Source organism: Amycolatopsis sp. CA-230715, assembly GCF_018736145.1.
Lineage (GTDB): Bacteria > Actinomycetota > Actinomycetes > Mycobacteriales > Pseudonocardiaceae > Amycolatopsis.
Map to the genome: position 1 here is coordinate 7,603,238 of NZ_CP059997.1, position 16,085 is coordinate 7,619,322.

The 16,085-nt window shown below is 70.4% G+C and carries 10 protein-coding genes; 4 read left to right on the forward strand and 6 right to left on the reverse strand.

All coding sequences use genetic code 11. The annotated features are described in order from the left end of the window. The first annotated feature begins 303 nt into the window (after window positions 1-303). Window positions 304-2,046 (forward strand): fatty acyl-AMP ligase, encoded by a 1,743-nt coding sequence (locus HUW46_RS36140; RefSeq protein ID WP_215543209.1) that lies wholly within the window; start codon window positions 304-306, stop codon window positions 2,044-2,046. Then, on the forward strand, window positions 2,043-4,907 hold the full coding sequence (locus HUW46_RS36145; RefSeq protein WP_215543210.1) for an acyltransferase domain-containing protein: 2,865 nt from the start codon (window positions 2,043-2,045) through the stop codon (window positions 4,905-4,907). The genes HUW46_RS36140 and HUW46_RS36145 overlap by 4 nt, the downstream gene beginning before the upstream one ends. 86 nt (window positions 4,908-4,993) lie before the next feature. Here HUW46_RS36145 and HUW46_RS36150 read toward each other — a convergent pair whose 3' ends face one another. The 3 genes from HUW46_RS36150 to HUW46_RS36160 all read right to left on the reverse strand — a co-directional run bounded on the left by HUW46_RS36150 (window position 4,994) and on the right by HUW46_RS36160 (window position 9,010). Continuing rightward, window positions 4,994-6,259, reverse strand: coding sequence for a helix-turn-helix domain-containing protein (locus HUW46_RS36150; protein WP_254125226.1), 1,266 nt, complete (start codon window positions 6,257-6,259; stop codon window positions 4,994-4,996). Window positions 6,260-6,516: 257 nt separating this feature from the next. Then, a complete protein-coding gene (locus HUW46_RS36155) occupies window positions 6,517-7,839 on the reverse strand; it encodes a helix-turn-helix domain-containing protein (RefSeq protein ID WP_215543211.1) in 1,323 nt (440 codons plus the stop codon). Between the two features lie 223 nt (window positions 7,840-8,062). Further along, window positions 8,063-9,010 (reverse strand): alpha/beta fold hydrolase, encoded by a 948-nt coding sequence (locus HUW46_RS36160; protein WP_215543212.1) that lies wholly within the window; start codon window positions 9,008-9,010, stop codon window positions 8,063-8,065. A gap of 335 nt (window positions 9,011-9,345) precedes the next feature. Here HUW46_RS36160 and HUW46_RS36165 point away from each other — a divergent pair, with 335 nt between their 5' ends. Beyond that, entirely contained in the window at window positions 9,346-9,975 is a 630-nt protein-coding gene (locus HUW46_RS36165; protein ID WP_215543213.1) for a DUF6801 domain-containing protein, read from the forward strand. A gap of 65 nt (window positions 9,976-10,040) precedes the next feature. On the opposite strand, the gene HUW46_RS36170 is transcribed toward HUW46_RS36165, so the two are convergent. Beyond that, entirely contained in the window at window positions 10,041-11,225 is a 1,185-nt protein-coding gene (locus HUW46_RS36170) for a PucR family transcriptional regulator (RefSeq protein ID WP_254125228.1), read from the reverse strand. Window positions 11,226-11,418: 193 nt separating this feature from the next. Beyond that, window positions 11,419-13,737 (reverse strand): ATP-binding protein, encoded by a 2,319-nt coding sequence (locus HUW46_RS36175; RefSeq protein ID WP_254125230.1) that lies wholly within the window; start codon window positions 13,735-13,737, stop codon window positions 11,419-11,421. A 195-nt stretch (window positions 13,738-13,932) separates the two neighbouring features. On the opposite strand from HUW46_RS36175, the gene HUW46_RS36180 reads away from it, so the two are divergent. After that, window positions 13,933-15,204 (forward strand): PucR family transcriptional regulator, encoded by a 1,272-nt coding sequence (locus HUW46_RS36180; protein WP_215543215.1) that lies wholly within the window; start codon window positions 13,933-13,935, stop codon window positions 15,202-15,204. On the opposite strand, the gene HUW46_RS36185 is transcribed toward HUW46_RS36180, so the two are convergent. Further along, window positions 15,174-16,025 carry a class I SAM-dependent methyltransferase gene (locus HUW46_RS36185; RefSeq protein ID WP_215543216.1) on the reverse strand — a complete coding sequence of 284 codons (852 nt, stop codon included), beginning with the start codon at window positions 16,023-16,025 and terminating at the stop codon, window positions 15,174-15,176. The two genes, HUW46_RS36180 and HUW46_RS36185, sit on opposite strands and share 31 nt — an antisense overlap. Between the last annotated feature and the right edge of the window lie 60 nt (window positions 16,026-16,085).

The following is a 16,085-nucleotide window of genomic DNA, read 5'->3' on the forward strand; positions in this document are numbered from 1 at the left end:
CCGGTGGAAGTTCTTCGATTCGTATTGTCTCGCCGGACATCTCGCGGCTACGCTCATTGCAGGTAAAGAGAACTGTTCCGAAGCGGCAATTCGGCAGCATATCTCCGCATTCAATTTTGTGATTCTCGGGCACCGCTGCGCAGCGTTGAGGGGAGCGAAATGAATCGAGAAGGCGGGTAACCCCCTCCATCGTCCCGGTTGGTGGCAGCCCCCCGCGCCCGCCGGGACCGAGGTCCGCACGGGGATGCGCCGTCCCCGTGCGGACCCTCCACCGGCCGATCCGTGCGCCCAGCGAGGAAAACGATGTTGACGAGCTCCGATCCCACGCCTGCCCCGGCGGACACCCTGCCGGAGGCACTGGCCTGCTGGGCGCGCCGTCGCGGTGACCGCACCGCGCTCACCTACCTCGACCACCGCGTCACGCCGATGGGCTCGGCCGCCACCCTGACCTGGCGCGAGCTGGACGAGCGGGTGACCACGGTCGCCTCGGTGCTGTACGGCATGAGCTCGCCGGGCGATCGCGCGGCGATCCTGATGGCGCAGGGCATCGAATACGTCGTGGCGTTCCTCGCCTGCCTGCGCGCCGGGCTCGTCGCGGTGCCGCTGTTCGAGCCGACGATGGCCGCCAGCGTCGGCTCGGTGCTCGCGGACGCGCGGCCGAGCCTGGTGCTGACCACGCGCGACCGGTTCCGCGCGGTGCGCACCTTCCTCGACCGCGACGGGCGGGGGCCGCGGCAGGTGATCGCGGTCGACGGGCTCGCGGGCGCACCGGTCCGCCAGGGCGTTCCCGTGGTGCCCAGCCGTGACGACGCCGCGTACCTGCAGTACACGTCCGGATCGACGCAGTCGCCGAGCGGGGTCGTGCTGACCCACGGGAACGTGATGGCGAGCGCGGCGCAGGCGGCCAGGGCCTACGGCGCCGAACCGGACCGGGCGGTCTCGGTGAGCTGGCTGCCGCTGTTCCACGACATGGGGCTCGTGCTCGCGGTGGCGGCGCCGGTGTACGCCGGGATGGCCGCGGTGCTGATGGATCCCTTGGCGTTCCTGGAGAAACCGGTGCGCTGGCTGCACGCGCTCGCCGCCAGCCCCGGCGCGATCAGCGCCGCGCCCAGCTTCGCCTACGGGTACACCGCGTCGAGGATCAGCCCCGCCGACAAGGCGAACCTCGACCTCGGCGGCGTCAAGGCGCTCATCAACGGCAGCGAGCCGGTGCGCGCCGAGGTGATGGACCGGTTCCACGACGTGTTCGCCGAATGCGGCCTGAAACCCGAGACACACCGGTCCTCCTACGGGCTCGCGGAAGCCACGGTGCTGGTGTCGGTCACCGCGCCCGGCGCTCCGCCGCGGCGCGTGCGGTTCGACCGCGCCCGGCTCAGCGCCGGTGAAGCGGTGCTCGCGGACGTCGACGATCCGCGCGCGTCGACGCTGGTGTCCATCGGCCGCCCGGCGGGGCAGGAGGTCGTGGTCGTGGACCCGGTGCGGCGCACCGAGGTCCCGCCGGGCAAGGTCGGCGAGCTGTGGGTGAGCGGTCCCAACGTCGGCCAGTGCTACTGGCGGCAGCCGGTGCGCTCGTGCCACACCTTCGGCGCGCTGCTCAGCGGCGGCCCCAAATCGCTGCGCTGGCTGCGCACCGGCGACCTCGGCGTCCGGTTCGAGGGCGAGCTGTACCTGACCGGCCGCATCAAGGACCTGATCATCGTCGACGGCCGCAACCACTACCCGCAGGACGTCGAAGCGACCGCGGAGCGTTCGCACCCGGCGATCCGGCCGCACGCGCTGGCCGCCTTCGGGGTGCCCGGCCCCGACGGCGAACGGATGGTGGTCGCGGTCGAACGCGCGCGCTGGGTCGACGACGAATGGCTCGACCCCGGCGAGCTGACCGGCACCGTGCGGGTCGCCGTCGCCCGCGAACACGGGGTGGCGCCGTACGAGGTGGTGGTACTGCCGCCGGACGGGCTGCCGAGGACCACGAGCGGCAAGGTCACGCGGGCGGGTTGCCGGGCGCGGTACCTCGCGGGCACCTTCTCGCCGGTGGGGGCACGGTGAAGGAAGGGCCATGGGGTGAGGAGGAGGTACGCCGCTGGCTGCTCGACCGGATCGCGCTGCTCACCGGAGTGCGACCGGCACCGGAGGACACCGAACGGCCGATGCACGAACTCGGGGTGTCCTCGCGGGACACCGTCGAACTGGTCACCGAGCTCGGCGAGCTGATCGGGCGGGACCTGCCCGCCGGGCTGCTGTGGCGGCAGCCGACCGTGTCCACCCTCGTCGAATCCTTCGCGGGCACCGAACCGATCGCGGTCACCGGCGTCGGCCGCGCGTTCGCCGAGACGTCGCCGGACAGCGGTGGGCCGACCCCCGGCTCGGGGCGGCACCGCGCACTGCTCGACGCGACGAGGGCGGCGCTGTCGTGTGGTGGGATCACGGCGGGTTCCCTGCGGGACAGCCGCACCGGTGTCTACCTTGGACGGTCGGGCAGCGGGCCTGCCGCCGAGCAGCTTTCCAGCTGGCTCGAACTGCGCGGGCCCATGGTCACAGTGGACACCGGCGGCGCGGCCTCGCTCGTCGCGGTGCACCGGGCGGTCCGCGATCTCCGGTGCGGGGCAACGGAACTCGCGCTGGTGGTGGGCTCCGGCGTCGGCTGCGGGGTGGTGCTGCTGAAGCGGCTCGTCGAGGCCGAAGGGGACAGGGTGTACGCGGTGATCAGAGGCACCGCGGTGCGCGCGGGTGCCGAAGCCGCGCTCGCCGAGGCACACGCGGTCGGCGGCACCGATCCATCCACAGTGGACTACATCGCGTGCGCGCACGGACCGGTCGACGACTTCGGCACCTGCCACGTCCCCGAACAGCCGCTGCTGGTCGGTACTTCCCGGGGTGAGGACGCCGGGATCGCCGCGCTCATCACCACCGCGCTCGCGCTCTACGCTGGCCGCGTCCCGCTGCCGGACGTCGGAGAATGGCCGCGCTACGCCGGAACGCGCGCCGTCGCCGGGGTCGGCGCCGAGGACGCGCACGTCGTCGTCCAGGAATGGCTTCCCGCGGGACATCGCGCTCGCGCGCACGTGTTCGCGCTGTCCGGCCCGACGCCTTCGGTTCTGCGCCACCGCGCGGACGAACTGGTCGACTGGCTGGAATCGCCCAAGGGCAGGGCGGTTCCGGCCGCGGACCTGGCGGCGACGCTCGCGTGCCGCGACCACGACGACCACCGCGCCACCTTCGTCGCCTCGGAACGCCAAGGGGTGCTCGACAGCCTGCGCGCGGTCGCCGACGGGCTCGTGCACACCGAAGCCGCGAGCGCCGACGCACCGGCGTTCGTGTTCTCCGGGTACGGCTCCCAATGGCGGGCGATGGGCGGGCGTCTGCTGGCCACCGAGCCGGGATTCCGCGCCGCCGTCGAGGGACTGGAGTCGGTTTTCCTCGCACAGGCGGGTTTTTCCCTGCGCGCGCTGCTGCGCGGTGACCACGGCGGCATGGACGCGGCGACCGCGCATCCGGCCCTGTTCGGCATGCAGCTCGCGCTCGCCGGGCTGTGGCGCGCGCACGGCGTGGAGCCCGCCGCGGTGCTGGGGCACGGCACGGGCGAGATCGCCGCCGCCGTGGTCACCGGCGCGATGGCGGTCGAGGACGGGCTGTGGCTCGTGCTCACCCGCGCGCGCCTGTTCTCGGCCATGCGGGACGGCGGATCCGGCGCGATGGCCGTGGTCGATCTGTCCGAAGTGGAGCTTCGCGAGCTGGAGACCCGGTTTCCCGAGGTCTCGGTCGCCGTGTTCAGCACGCAGGAGCAGTGCACCGTCAGCGGGGACATCGCGGCGGTGAGCGCGCTCGTCACCTACCTCGACGGGATGGGGCGGCTGGCGCGCATGCTGGGGCGCGTCGAACCGGGGAGCCTGCCCGAGGTCGACGTCGTGCTCCGCGAACTCCGCTACGGCCTCGGCGCGCTCGCCCCGGGGCTGCCGCGCACGAAGTTCTATTCGAGCGTGCTCGACGATCCGCGCGGCGGGAAGGTGTTCGACGAGGAGTACTGGGTCGCGAACCTGCGCCGCCCGGTGCGGTTCCCCCAGGCGGTGGCCGCCGCGCTCGCCGACGGGCACCGCACGTTCGTGGAGATCGCGCCGCACCCCATCGCGGGCGAGGTCATCGCCAGGATCGCCGACGCGACCGGGCACACCGGCGTGCGCGCGCTGCCGACGCTCGCGCGCGGCAGCCACGACGACTTCCTGCACAGCGTGGCCGCGCTGCACGCCGCGGGGCACCCGACGGTGCTCGGCCACCGCTACCCCGGTTCGCCCGCGCTCGACCTGCCCCGCCCGCCCGCCGCGCTGGCGCCGCGGACGCCGCCGGACGCCGTCGTCGCCGAACTGGTGGCGGAGCACCGCTGGGAGGAACGGCCGCTGCCCGAGATCGACGGCGTGGGGATGCGGAGCTGGGTCCTGATCACCGACGACCAGCCGCCGAGCCTGGCCCGCTCGGTGCGGCTCGCCACGAAGCTGACCGCGGCGGGCGACGAAGCGCTCGCGCTGCCGATCGACCAGATCGACGAATTCCCCAGCCTGGTCGGGAACGCGTCGCGGTTCGCGGGCGTCGTGCTGCTGTTCGCGAACCCCGACCGGCACGACCGCGTGCACACCATGACCGCCACGGTGCTCCGGCGCCTCGGCTGGCTCCGGCTCTACCTCGCTGTCCACGGGGACGTGACCACGGACGAAACCGAGAACAGCGCCGCGCTACGGGGCCTGGTGCGGGCGCTGGCCGCCGAACACCCGCATGCCAGGCTCACTCTCATAGACATCGACGAGGAATCCGGCATGAGCGTGCTGGCGGCCGAACTGCGCGCCGCCTTCGAAGACGACGAAGTGATCTGGCGCGACGGGCACCGCTTCGTAACCTCCGAAACCGTCGAACGCTGATATTTCGGAATGCCCCGAAGGTGACTTTCAGGGCATCTACCGCCCCGAAGGTCACTTTCGGGGCATGACTGTCTACAAAGGACGCTTCAGGTGTCGCTACCCAAGCGCATGGACGAGCGCAGGGCCAGCATCAGTTCGAAGCGGAGTTGCGGATCGCGCAGTCCGGTGCCGAACAGCGATTCCAGTTCGTGCATACGCGCGCGGACGGTCTGCGGGTGGATGGACAGGCTGCTCGCGATCTCCTTGACGTTGCCGCGGGTTTCCAGCCAGGTCAACAGGGTTTGCGACAACCGGTCGCGGTGCGCGCCCTTCAGCTCCGAGAGCGGGGCGAGCACCTGGTTCGCGAGCTGGTCGATCAAGAACGACTCGTTCAGCAGCCACAGATCGGAAAGGTGGTCGTCGCACCAGGTCACCTTCGAATCCGGCAGCGCGCCCGAGGCGACCAGGTCCAGTGCGCGGCGCGCCCAGCGGTACGACTTCGCGGCCTCGGACAGCCGCACCCGAGGGCCGATCGCCATCCGGCACCCGGGCAGGAGCGTCTCGAGTTCGTGGACCTCGGTGGGGGAGGGCACCACGAGGCTCGGCGCGTCGGATTCGAGGTCCACCAGCACGTCGTCGGGCAGCGCGGAGGCGGGTTCGCCGGTCGGTTCGAGCGCGACCACGACCACCTGCTCCGGCAGCTCCCATTCGGCGGCACCGGCGAGTTCGGCGAGCGCCTGCGCGGAAACCGGCGGCTCGGCCATGAGCATGTCCATCAGGCGGCGGCGACGGCGGTGCAGTGCGCCGGCCTCGCGCGCCTGCGCGGCCGCGTGCCCTTCGATGGACAGCGCCGACATTTCGTCGAGGTAGGCGAAGATCGCTTCGGCGAGCAGGCACAGCGTGGGGATCGGGACTCCCGCACCGGCGCCGACTTCGGCCATCCGCCGCCACGCGACGCGCGCGCCGACGCGGTAGGCGGTCTGCAGCACGTCGAGGTTGCGCCCCTGGTTCAGCTCGTGCCTGCCGAGGAGCTGGAAGACCCTGCCGCGGTCCGGCGGCACGGCGGACGGGTCGCCGAGCCGGTCGAGGAAGGTCAGGATCGCCTCCTGCACCCCGGCCGTGATGAGCTTGCCGAACGCGCCTTCCACCGGGCGCGCGTACTCCGGCACCGCCTGCTGGATCTCGGTGAGGATCTCGCCGGCCACGTCACTGACCTTCGGCCGGAACACGGTCGAAAGCTCGCTCGGCAGCAGCGACCACAGCTGCACGATGCGGGTGCTGTCGCCGGGCGCGCGCGGCGGCGCCAGCATCGGGTCGAACGTGGCGTCCGGGGTCGGCGCCGACTCGTCCCGGTGGTCGGGCGCAGGGCTCACGCGAAGCGTCCTTTCCGCACTCCGCCGCACGCGGAATGCCGTCTCGGATTGCGCTGCCGGTGAAAACGATCTTTTCCGGCAGCTCGCGATTCACGATACAAGCTCGCCGGAGTCATTTTCAGGGTGAATTGGAAAGAGGTCGGAACTTGTCGTTCCGGTGATATTAATCGCCGTTCGGGTGTGCACGGCCATGACGAACGGCCGTACCGACGAAAAGCTCCCCGCCCGTGCCGGGCGGGGAGCCGTTGTCGTGGTGCTCAGTCGCGCGCGGCCAGTTTCTGGGCGCGCAGCGCGATTTCCAGGTGCAGCCGATCGTCCACATTGTGCAGACGGGCGCCGAACAGCGAGTCGAGCTGGTGCAACCGGTACCGCACGGTCTGGGGGTGCACCTTGAGCATTTCGGCGATCTCCGGCGCGCCACCGCGCGACTGCAGCCAGGCCAGCAGCGTTTCGCTGAGCCGTGCCCGCTGCTTCACGGTCAGTCCGTCCAACGGGGCGAGACAGCGTTCGCTGAGCCTGCGCATCAGGAACTCGTCGGTCAGCAGCCACAGCGTCGAAAGGTGGTCGCCGCACTGCGTCACCGGCCGTTCGGGCAGCACACCGTCCTCGACGAGCCGCAGCGCGCGCCGTGCCCACCGCAACGACGTCGTCGCCTCGCTCAACGGGATCGGCAGGCCGACGACCGCGCGCCAGCCGGGCAGCAGCGCTTCGAGATCGACGTCTTCCCCCAGCGCGCCGGGGAAGAGCAGGCACGGCTCGCCGCCTTCGAGATCGACCAGCACGTCCGCGTCGAGTTCGGGGACCTTGGCGCGGTGCTGGTCCGCGCGCGGCGCCAGCGCGACCGGCGTGACCGTGTCCGGGAGCTTCCAGTTCGCCTCGCCGGCGAGCTTCGCGATCGTCTGCGGTGACGCGGGCGGGTCCGCGAGGAGCAGTTCGAGGAGCCGCCGCCTGCGTCGTGCCACCGCGCCCGCGGCACGTGCCTGCGCGATCGTGTAGCCCTCGATCGACAGCGCGGAAATCTCGTCCACGTAGGCGAAGATGGCTTCGGCCGCGGTGCAGAAGATGTCGCTGTCCAGACCGAGTTCCTGGCCGAGCGCGGCGACGTGGCGCCAGGCGACCCTGCCCCCGACGCGGTACGCGGTCTGCAGGCTGTCGAGGCTGCGGCCCTCGGTGAACTCGACCTTCCCCATGTGCCGGTAGAGCGAGATCCAGTGGCCCATCGGCGCGTCCCCGCGGCCGAGGTTGTCGAGGCACTGGAGGATGCTCTGTTCGATGCCCTGGGTGAACACTTCGCCGAAGGCGCCGCGCAACGGCTGGGCGTAGACCGGCACCGCCTCCTGGATCGCCGCGATGATGTCCCTCGCCAGCCGGTCCGCGTGCGGGCGGAACTCCTCGGCGAGCCCACCGGGCAGGCGGCCCCAGAGCTGGCGGGCGCGTCCGGTGACGCGGCCGCTCTCCGCGGTCGGCACGCGGGGGAGCGGTGGTGCGGGCACGCGGTCGCGGGGCTGGCGCGGGGCGGCGTCGGCCACCTGTTCCCCTGGTGACTTTCCGTGCAGTGCCAAATCACTCGATCCAGGCATGTTGGGTACCTCAACTAGGGAACAAAAACGGTTCCGCCATGCGGCGAAGCCCGTGCAGATTTTGTAGCTCCCGTAACATAATTTTCACCCGGATGACTGTCAACCTGCACCCGGATGGCAGAGCGCTCGGTACCGAAGCAATCCACTCTTTGGAGTGAAAGGCGATCAAAGAGGTGACTGTTTCCCCGGGATGTGCGCTCAGTGTGGTGACAAAATCTGATTGCTACTGCCGGTAGCCGAATTCGGCCAGTTTGGTGACGATCAGCGACCGGATGTCGTCCCTCGACAGCCTGGCCGGCGTGGTTTTCGCCAGGAAGCTTTCGAGGGCGTCCGCGAAACGTGCCGGATCGGCGGCGTGTGGAAAATGTTTCGCGTTTTCGAACAGTTCGAACCAGCTTCCCGGCATGGCTTTCTGGGCCACCATTCCGTGCTTCGCCGGGATGATCGGGTCCTTGCCGCCCCAGACGATGAGGGTCGGCATCTCGCTGGACAGGTACAGGCGGTCGGTCGCGCTGGCGCGCTGGCCGCGCAGGTCGATCACGCCGCGCGCGGTGGTGACGAACGCGATCCTGCGTTCGCGGTCCGCGAGCGACCACCAGTGCGCCGCCAGTTCCCGCGCCTCCGCGGCCAGGTGGCCGCCCAGGGCGCGCCCCGCCTTCGAGAGCGCTCGGCCGATCGCCATGGTGAGCGGGTTCGCCGCGGCGGCGAGCACGATCCTGGTGCCGGGCAGCGCGGTCGCGCGCAGGATCACGGTCACCTCCTGGCCGAGCCCGCCGCTGTCGACCAGGACGAGCCGCCCGCACAGTTCCGGGAACTGGTAGGCGAACTGGAGCGCGACGCCGCCGCCGAGCGAGTGCCCGACCACGGTCACGTGCTCGTGCCCCTCGGCGAGCAGGAGGTCGCGCAGCCCGCTGGCGAAGGCGCCGAGGCCGTAGTCGCCCCGCGGTTTCGCGGTTTCCCCGTGGCCGAGCAGATCGGGGACGATGATCCGGTAGGGGAACTGCCGCGCGGCGAGTTCGTCGAGCAGCGGCCGCCAGGTCTTCCCGCTGCCCGCGATGCCGTGCACCAGTACGAGCACGTCGTCTTCGGGATCGGGTGGTGTTTCGGGGAGGTACTCCCAGAAACGGACCGCGTGACCGTGCAGGATCACGTCACGGGTGACGAGGCTCAATGCTTTCCCCTTTCCGTTTTCCGGATTGACGTTAGCGCATCGGCGGGCGGATGCGAACGATGAGATGAAACCGCTTAGTCGGGTGTGCAAAAGGCGCGCGGCGCTTCGTTCGCAGGTGACAACTACCGCGTAATAACGCCCTGACCTCGCGATTTGGCGGTTCACCTGCTTGCGGAGGGGGGCGTCGGTCAGTAACCTACTGGATCGGGGGTCACCGGGAAAACCTTGCGTCGTCGATTATCTCCGGCGCCGGGAAGATCGTGTCCCCGTTTTTTCTTCAATGATTCCGCTGTTCGATGTTGGTCATTGCCGATCGATTTTCGAGGAGAGCTGTCATGACGTCTGGTAGATGTGCTGCACGTGCCACCCGCGTGTTCGCCGCCGTCGCCGCGGCGGGAGTGCTGTCCGCGACCGGGGCCGTCTCGGCCACCGCGGCCGAGCCCACGGTGAGCGGCGCGGTCAGCAAACCGATCAGCTTCTCGTGCGACATGCCGCTGATCGGGGTCAAGAAGGTGAATGCCGTCGTCACGGTGACCTTCCCCGACAGCGGCAAGGTGGGCCAGGTCATCCAGGCCACCGACTTCAAGGTCGACGCCAAGCTCGACGGCGACACCTCCCAGGCCCTGCGGCTCATCGGCGCGGCCACCGTCGAAGGCACCGCCGCCGCCGACGTGGACGTCAAGATCAACGACACCGAACTCGGTGTCACGCTCAACGGGCTGACCATCCCGGCGGTCAAGGTCGCCGACAGCGGGGAATCCGCGTTGACCATCACCGGCCCGATCCCCGGCCTGACCGTCAAAAGCCCCGGCCAGGTTTCGTTCGCGATCGGCGCGAAGTTCACCAGCAAGGTCACGCCGAAGCGGGCGGACGGCACCGAGACCGGCCTCGGCACCTTCCCGATGGGCTGCACCCTCAACGCGGGCCAGGACCCGTCACTGGCGACCATTCCGGTCACCGCCTGAAACTCGGCCCGGTGGCGCGGTGACCCCGACCCGCGCCATCGGGTCCGTCAAGCCCCGATACTCGATCAGTTCGCCTGCGCGAGTTGTTCCGAGAGCTGTCGCACGCGCAGCGCCAGTTGCATGTCGAGCCGCGAGTCCGGGTCGCGCAACCGTTCCCCGAACAGGTCTTCGAGCTGGTGCAGGCGCGCGCGGACGGTTTGCGGGTGCACGTCGAGCCGTTTCGCGACCTCCGGTGCGCCGCCGCGGGTTTCCAGCCAGGCGAGCAGTGTTTCGCTGAGGCGCTCGCGTTGCTTTTCGGTCAGCGCGTCGAACGGGTCGAGGCTGCGCTTGGCCAGTTCCTCGGCGAGGAACCCTTCCGAGAGCAGCCACAGGGTGGCCAGGTGGTCCTGGCACCAGATCACCGGGCCGTCGCCGAGCAGCGCCAGCGCGCGGCGCGCGGTCCGCAGCGCGGCCGGTGCCTCGTCCACCGCCACCGGCGGGGACACGGCGGCCCGCCAGCTTTCCCACTGCCCGTCGAACGCGCGGAGATCCGCGACGGGATCGGTGCTGAGCAGGCACGGTTCCGCACTGTCCACAGTGGCCAGTGCGGAGGCGGGGAGCAGCTCGGTGGGGAGGCTGGCTTCCTCGTTCCGACACAGGGCGATCACGGTGAACCGCTCCGGCACCGGCCACGCCACCGCGTTCGCCAGGCCCGCGATGGTCAGCTTCGACGAGCCCGGCGCGGAGACGATCAGTTCGAGCAGCTGGTGACGGCGTTGCGCGGTGATGTCCACGCCCTGCGCGCTCGCCTCGTGGTACCCCTCGAGCGCGGTCACCGAAAGCTCGTCGACGTAGGCGAAGATCGCCTCCGCGGTGGTCGCCACGTCGGCGAGCCCGAACCCGCTCCGGTTCAGCGCGGCCGAAACGTGCCGCCAGGCGACCCTGCCGCCGATCATCGCCGCCGTCTGCAACGCGTCGAGGGTGCGGCCTTCCCCGAATTCGAGCCTGCCGCGCTGGCGGAACAGCGCGAACCAGGTCTCGTCGGCGTGGCCGGGCTCGCCGATGCGCTCGATGCAGTGGCGCACCGCCAGTTCGACCGTCTCCACCACGTTGCCGGTCGTGACGCTGTTCGCGGGGCGCGCGTAGGCGGGTACGGTCCGCCGGACCTCCTCCACGATGGCCCGGGAAATGACCCCCGCGTGCGGACGCAGCACGAGTGCCATCTCGCGGGGCAGCGAGGCCCACAGGTCACCGCTTCTTCGCCCGGTCACGGTGGCGTACCTCCGGAATCAGGTTGTCCCAGCGAATCCGAAACATATTCGTATTCACTGCTGGTCGAACGGGATGGGGTCAACCTACCGCACCTCGAACCGGTGCGGTGTAAGGAAAATGTTTCCATTCGCCGGATGACGGCGCGCCGTTTTCGGAAAGAGTATTTCTTAATAGGTGTTGTGGAATGCGGGCTCAGTTCTGCCGCGACCGTTGCACCCATGCGGCGATCTGCGTGCGGTTGGTGAACCCGAGCTTTCCCAGTATGTGGTCGACGTGCGTTTCGGCGGTGCGCCGCGCGATCACCAGCCGGTCGGCGATCTCGCGGTTCGTCATCCCGGTCGCGACCAGTTCGGCGATCTCGTTCTCCCGTTTGGTGAGCGGGTTCGCCACCACCGGCGGTACGGCGTCCGCTGCCACGTCTTCGCGGAGCGCGTACCGGACCGCGTCCTCGAACGACAACGCGGTCCCGGTGAGGAACTCCTCGGCGGCCTTCTCCGTGCCGAGCGCTCCGGTCACCAGCTCGATATCGCGTTCCATGGGCTTGATGAACGCGGTGTAGTTGGCGGGGGAGGCGCCGAGGGTCTGCCACACGGTGGTCGCGGCGCCGAGCAGCTTCGCCGCCCGCACCGGCTCGCCGAGATGCGCGGCGCAGCCCGCGTGCACGGTCAGGGAGAACGCGGTGACCGCGCGGTCGCCGATGCCGTGCTGCAGGCGCAGCAGGTCGTTTCCCGCCCGCACAGCGGCTTCGAGATCGCCGAAGAGGTACTCGGCGGCGCTGCTCGACCACAGCGCCCACGAGCGCCAGAACACCTCGCCCTGCGCGACGTAGCGGTCCACGCAGTCGCGCAGCACCTGCCGCCCGCGGTCCAGTTCGCCGGCGAGGCTCAGCGCGAGCCCGTAGTTGTAGGTCGACCACAGCTCACCGGCCAGGTCTTGGTGCTGCTCAAGGCTTTCCGCCGCGGTGCGGAACAGTTCGGCGGAGCGCTCGCCGTCGTTGCCCATCAGCGCCGCGTAGCCCCGCACGTGCCGGACGTAGGCGCGCGCGACGTCGTCACCGGTCCGCTCCGCGATCTCGTCGGCGATCGTCAGCGCCGTGTCGTAACCGTGTTCGTCACCCTGCACGAGCGCGAGGAAGCCGTACATCCACAGGGCGTCGGCGCGGCCAGGCGCCTCGTCCGGCGCGACGTCCATCAGCCTGCCGAGCCAGATCCTGCCCTCGGTGTTGAACCCCCGGATGAGCCAGTACTCCTTGATCACGCGGACCATCTCGAGCCCGACCACGGCTTCCTCGGGGCTGCTCGCGCAGAAGTCCAGCGCGCCGCGCAGGTTCGCGTGCTCGCGCACCAGCCTGCCGATCCAGCTCACCTGGTCCGGGCCGAACCAGTCCTCCTCGAAGCTCTTCGCCAGCTCGTAGTACCAGTCGCGGTGGCGCCGCCGCAGCTCGGTCAGCGTTCCGTGCGCGCGCAGCCGTTCCTCGCCGTACTGCCGGATCGTTTCGAGCATGCGGTACCGCGCGGTGCCCTGGTCCTCCTCCTCGCGGACCAGGATGGACTTGTCGATCAGCCCGTCGAGCAGGTCGAGCACCGCGGAGGCGGGCAGCCCCTCTCCCGCGCAGACGGCTTCGGCGGCGTCGAGGTCGAAGCTGCCGGTGAACACCGAGGCGCGCGCCCACAGCAGCCGCTCCGGCATCGTGCACAGCTCGTGGCTCCAGTCGGTCAGCGCGCGCAGCGTTTCGTGCCGCGACGGCCCCTGCCGGTACCCGCGCGTGAGCAGGGTGAACCGCTTGTCGAGGCGGTCGGCGAGCTGGCGGACGGACAGCGACCGCAGCCGCACCGCGGCGAGTTCGATGGCCAGCGGGAGGCCGTCGAGCGCCCGGCAAAGCCGCGCCACGTCGGCGATGTTGTCGTCGGTGAGCGCGAACGAGGGCACCACCGCGGTCGCCCGGTCGGCGAACAGCTGCACCGCGTCGAGCTTGGCCAGTTCGGCGGTGGACAGCGCGGTGTCCTCGTCGTCGGGGACTTCGAGCGGCGGCACCGGCAGCACCCGCTCGCCGACCACGCCGAGCGACTGGCGGCTGGTCGCCAGTATCACCAGCTCCGGGCAGGCCTTGATCAACGCGTCGGAGAACCACGCGCACGCCTCGATGAGGTGCTCGCAGTTGTCGAGCACGAGCAGCAGCCTGCGGGCGCGCAGGTTGTCCACCACGACGTCCACCCCGGACCTGGTCGACCGGTCACCGAGGCCGAGGCTGCTCGCGACCGTGCTGACGAGGAGTTCGGGCTCGCGGAGATCACCGAGCGCGACGAACACGGCCGAGCCGCCGAAGGCGGGCTTCACCGCCTCGGCCACCCTGGTCGCCAGCCGTGTCTTCCCCACTCCGCCCGGCCCGGTCAGCGTGACCAGTGAAGACGCCCCCAGCAGGCGTTTCGCCTCCACGATCTCCAGCTGCCTGCCGACGTAGGAGGTCACCTCGACGTGCGGAGAACCCGTCGTCGGACGTCCCTCGGCCACGGTAGGCACCGTCTCCTCACCACCAGTTGCTCTCGGGAAGATCATAGTGGCGCATCACCCGTTCCGGCGCTCGGCGGAGTCCCCGCGTACGTATGCCGGATACGTACTCTTCCCGATGACCCCTCGCGACGGAATGGGCACCCTGAAGAGCCGTCACGGCAACCAACGCGGGTTCCGTGGGCTCGGAGGAGGACCATGACCGTCATCGACGACACCGTCAGCCCTGTCAGCCCTGTCCCCACCCGCGGAGCAGGCGACTTCGCCGGATCACGGCGGTTGTGGTCGCTGATCCCACGCGACCTGGTCGAACGCTTCCGGCCGCACGCGGCGGCCATGGCCTCGGCCATGGTCCACGAGATCCGGCGCGCGATACCGGAGTACGCGCAGCCGCTCGACGGACCGGTGGGCGAGGACATCAAGCGAGGCGTGCGCGAAGCGATCCTGTGCGCCTTCAGCGAGTTGAACGGCATCCCCGAGCAGCGCGGCAGCCGCGGCGACTGGGTCAAGGTGTTCCACTACCTCGGCAGGGTCGAGTTCAGCGAGCGCGGCAACCTCGACTGCCTCCAGACCGCGTACCGCGTCGGCGGACGCGTCGCGTGGCGGCACCTGTCGCTGTTCGCCCAGCGCTACGGCGTTTCGACCGAGGTCATCTGTGTGTGCGCGGAAGCGGTCTTCGCCTACGTCGACGAGATCTGCACCCTGTCCAGCGCCGGGTTCGTGGCCGCGCAGGCCGAGGTCGAGGGCAGCAGGACACGGCACCGCCGCGTGCTGCTGGAGCGGATCCTGTCCGGCTCGGCCCACTCGCCGAGGGAGCTGGCCGACCTGGCCAGGTCGGCCAGCTGGGAGCTGCCGACCGAGGTCACCATGGTCGCGCTGTCCCGAGTGGACGGTCCACTGTGCCTGGTCTCGGGCGATTCGGGCGTGCTGATGGACCTCGACGGCCCGCAGCCGCACCTGCTGCTGCCCGGCGACACTCCGCTGCCCGACCTGGCGGCGGAGGTGCGCGCCGCGGTCGGGCCGAAGGTTTCGCTCGCCGACGCCGCGACCTCCCTGCGGTGGGCACGGCGCACGCTCGACCTGATGGACCGCGGCGTCGTGCCCGACGCCGTCGTGCAGCGCTGGGACGAGCACCTGGCCACGATGTGGCTGCACTCGGACGAGTTCCTGCTCTCCGCGATGGCGGCGCGCAACCTGTCCCCGCTCGACGGGCTGACGCCCAAGCAGCGTTCGAGGATGAGCGAGACGCTGCTCGCCTGGCTCAAGGCCAGGGGCGGCGCACCGGACGTCGCCGCGCAGCTCGGCGTGCACCCGCAGACCGCGCGCTACCGGATCCGCCAGCTCGAAGAACTGTTCGGGAAGAGCCTCGACGACCCCGCGCAGCGCTTCGCGCTCGAGATCACCTTGCGCGCGCAGCAGGCCGCCGAGGCGTCCGGTGATCAGCTCGCCGCCCGCCGCGCGACCGCGTAGCGGACCTGCTGCCGCATCACGATCGTCCCACCCGGCTCGCGGAGCCGGTCCAGCTCGGCGAGCACCCGGCGGCGTACGTCGTCGAGGTGCTCGCCTGGCACCATTTCCCAGAAGACCCGCTGCCCGTGCGACCACGACCACCGCACCCACTGCTCGGGATCGCGGAAGGTCACGTCGTGCGTCCGCGTCGTCGTCGTGACGTCTTCGAAGCCCGCTTCCACCGCGGCGCGGGCGAAGTTCTCGTTGGAGGCGAACGGGCTCGACGGGTTGATCATCGCCCAGATCATCGCCGGTGGAACGAACGGCCGGAAGATCTCTTCGACGCGCCCCCATCGCGGATCGTTGACCCCGAAGCAGGTCACGCCGAGCCGCCCGCCCGGTGCGAGCAACGCGTGCCACGCGCGCAGTCCCGCGGCGGGGTCCGGAAGGAAGAACACGACGGCGGCGGCCAGGACCACGTCGTAGGAAGCGGCGGGCAGCGCGGGCTCCTGCGCGTCCATCACGGTCGCGACGGCGTTCGTCAGGCCGCGGCGGTCGATTTCCTGCCTGGTCAGTTCGATCATGCGGGGTGAAAGGTCGATCCCGGTCACCGAGCCCTCGTCGCCGACCTTCTCCGCCGCGGCGAACAACGCCGCGCCACGGCCGCATCCGGCGTCCAGCACGCGGTCACCGCGGTCGATTCCGACGTCGGCGAGCAGTTGTTTGGCGAACACCGGGAAGAAATCGACGCCGACCGCGTCGTAGTTGTCCGAAGAACGGTCGAACAACGCGGCGACGGCCGCTCGCACGTCGCCTTGCTGGTAGGCCTCGTCAACAGTCATGGGGATTCGCCGCCGCTCGGTCGCAGGGGTGGAAAAAAGGGTGGAAAGCACGGAAACCCG

Excerpts from the sequence above, each read along its gene's own strand:
- HUW46_RS36140 (WP_215543209.1), top strand. The coding sequence starts at position 304 with ATGTTGACGAGCTCCGATCCCACGCCTGCCCCGGCGGACACCCTGCCG.
- HUW46_RS36180 (WP_215543215.1), top strand. The coding sequence starts at position 13,933 with ATGACCGTCATCGACGACACCGTCAGCCCTGTCAGCCCTGTCCCCACC.
- HUW46_RS36185 (WP_215543216.1), bottom strand. The coding sequence starts at position 16,025 with ATGACTGTTGACGAGGCCTACCAGCAAGGCGACGTGCGAGCGGCCGTC.
- HUW46_RS36165 (WP_215543213.1), top strand. The coding sequence starts at position 9,346 with ATGACGTCTGGTAGATGTGCTGCACGTGCCACCCGCGTGTTCGCCGCC.
- HUW46_RS36155 (WP_215543211.1), bottom strand. The coding sequence starts at position 7,839 with ATGCCTGGATCGAGTGATTTGGCACTGCACGGAAAGTCACCAGGGGAA.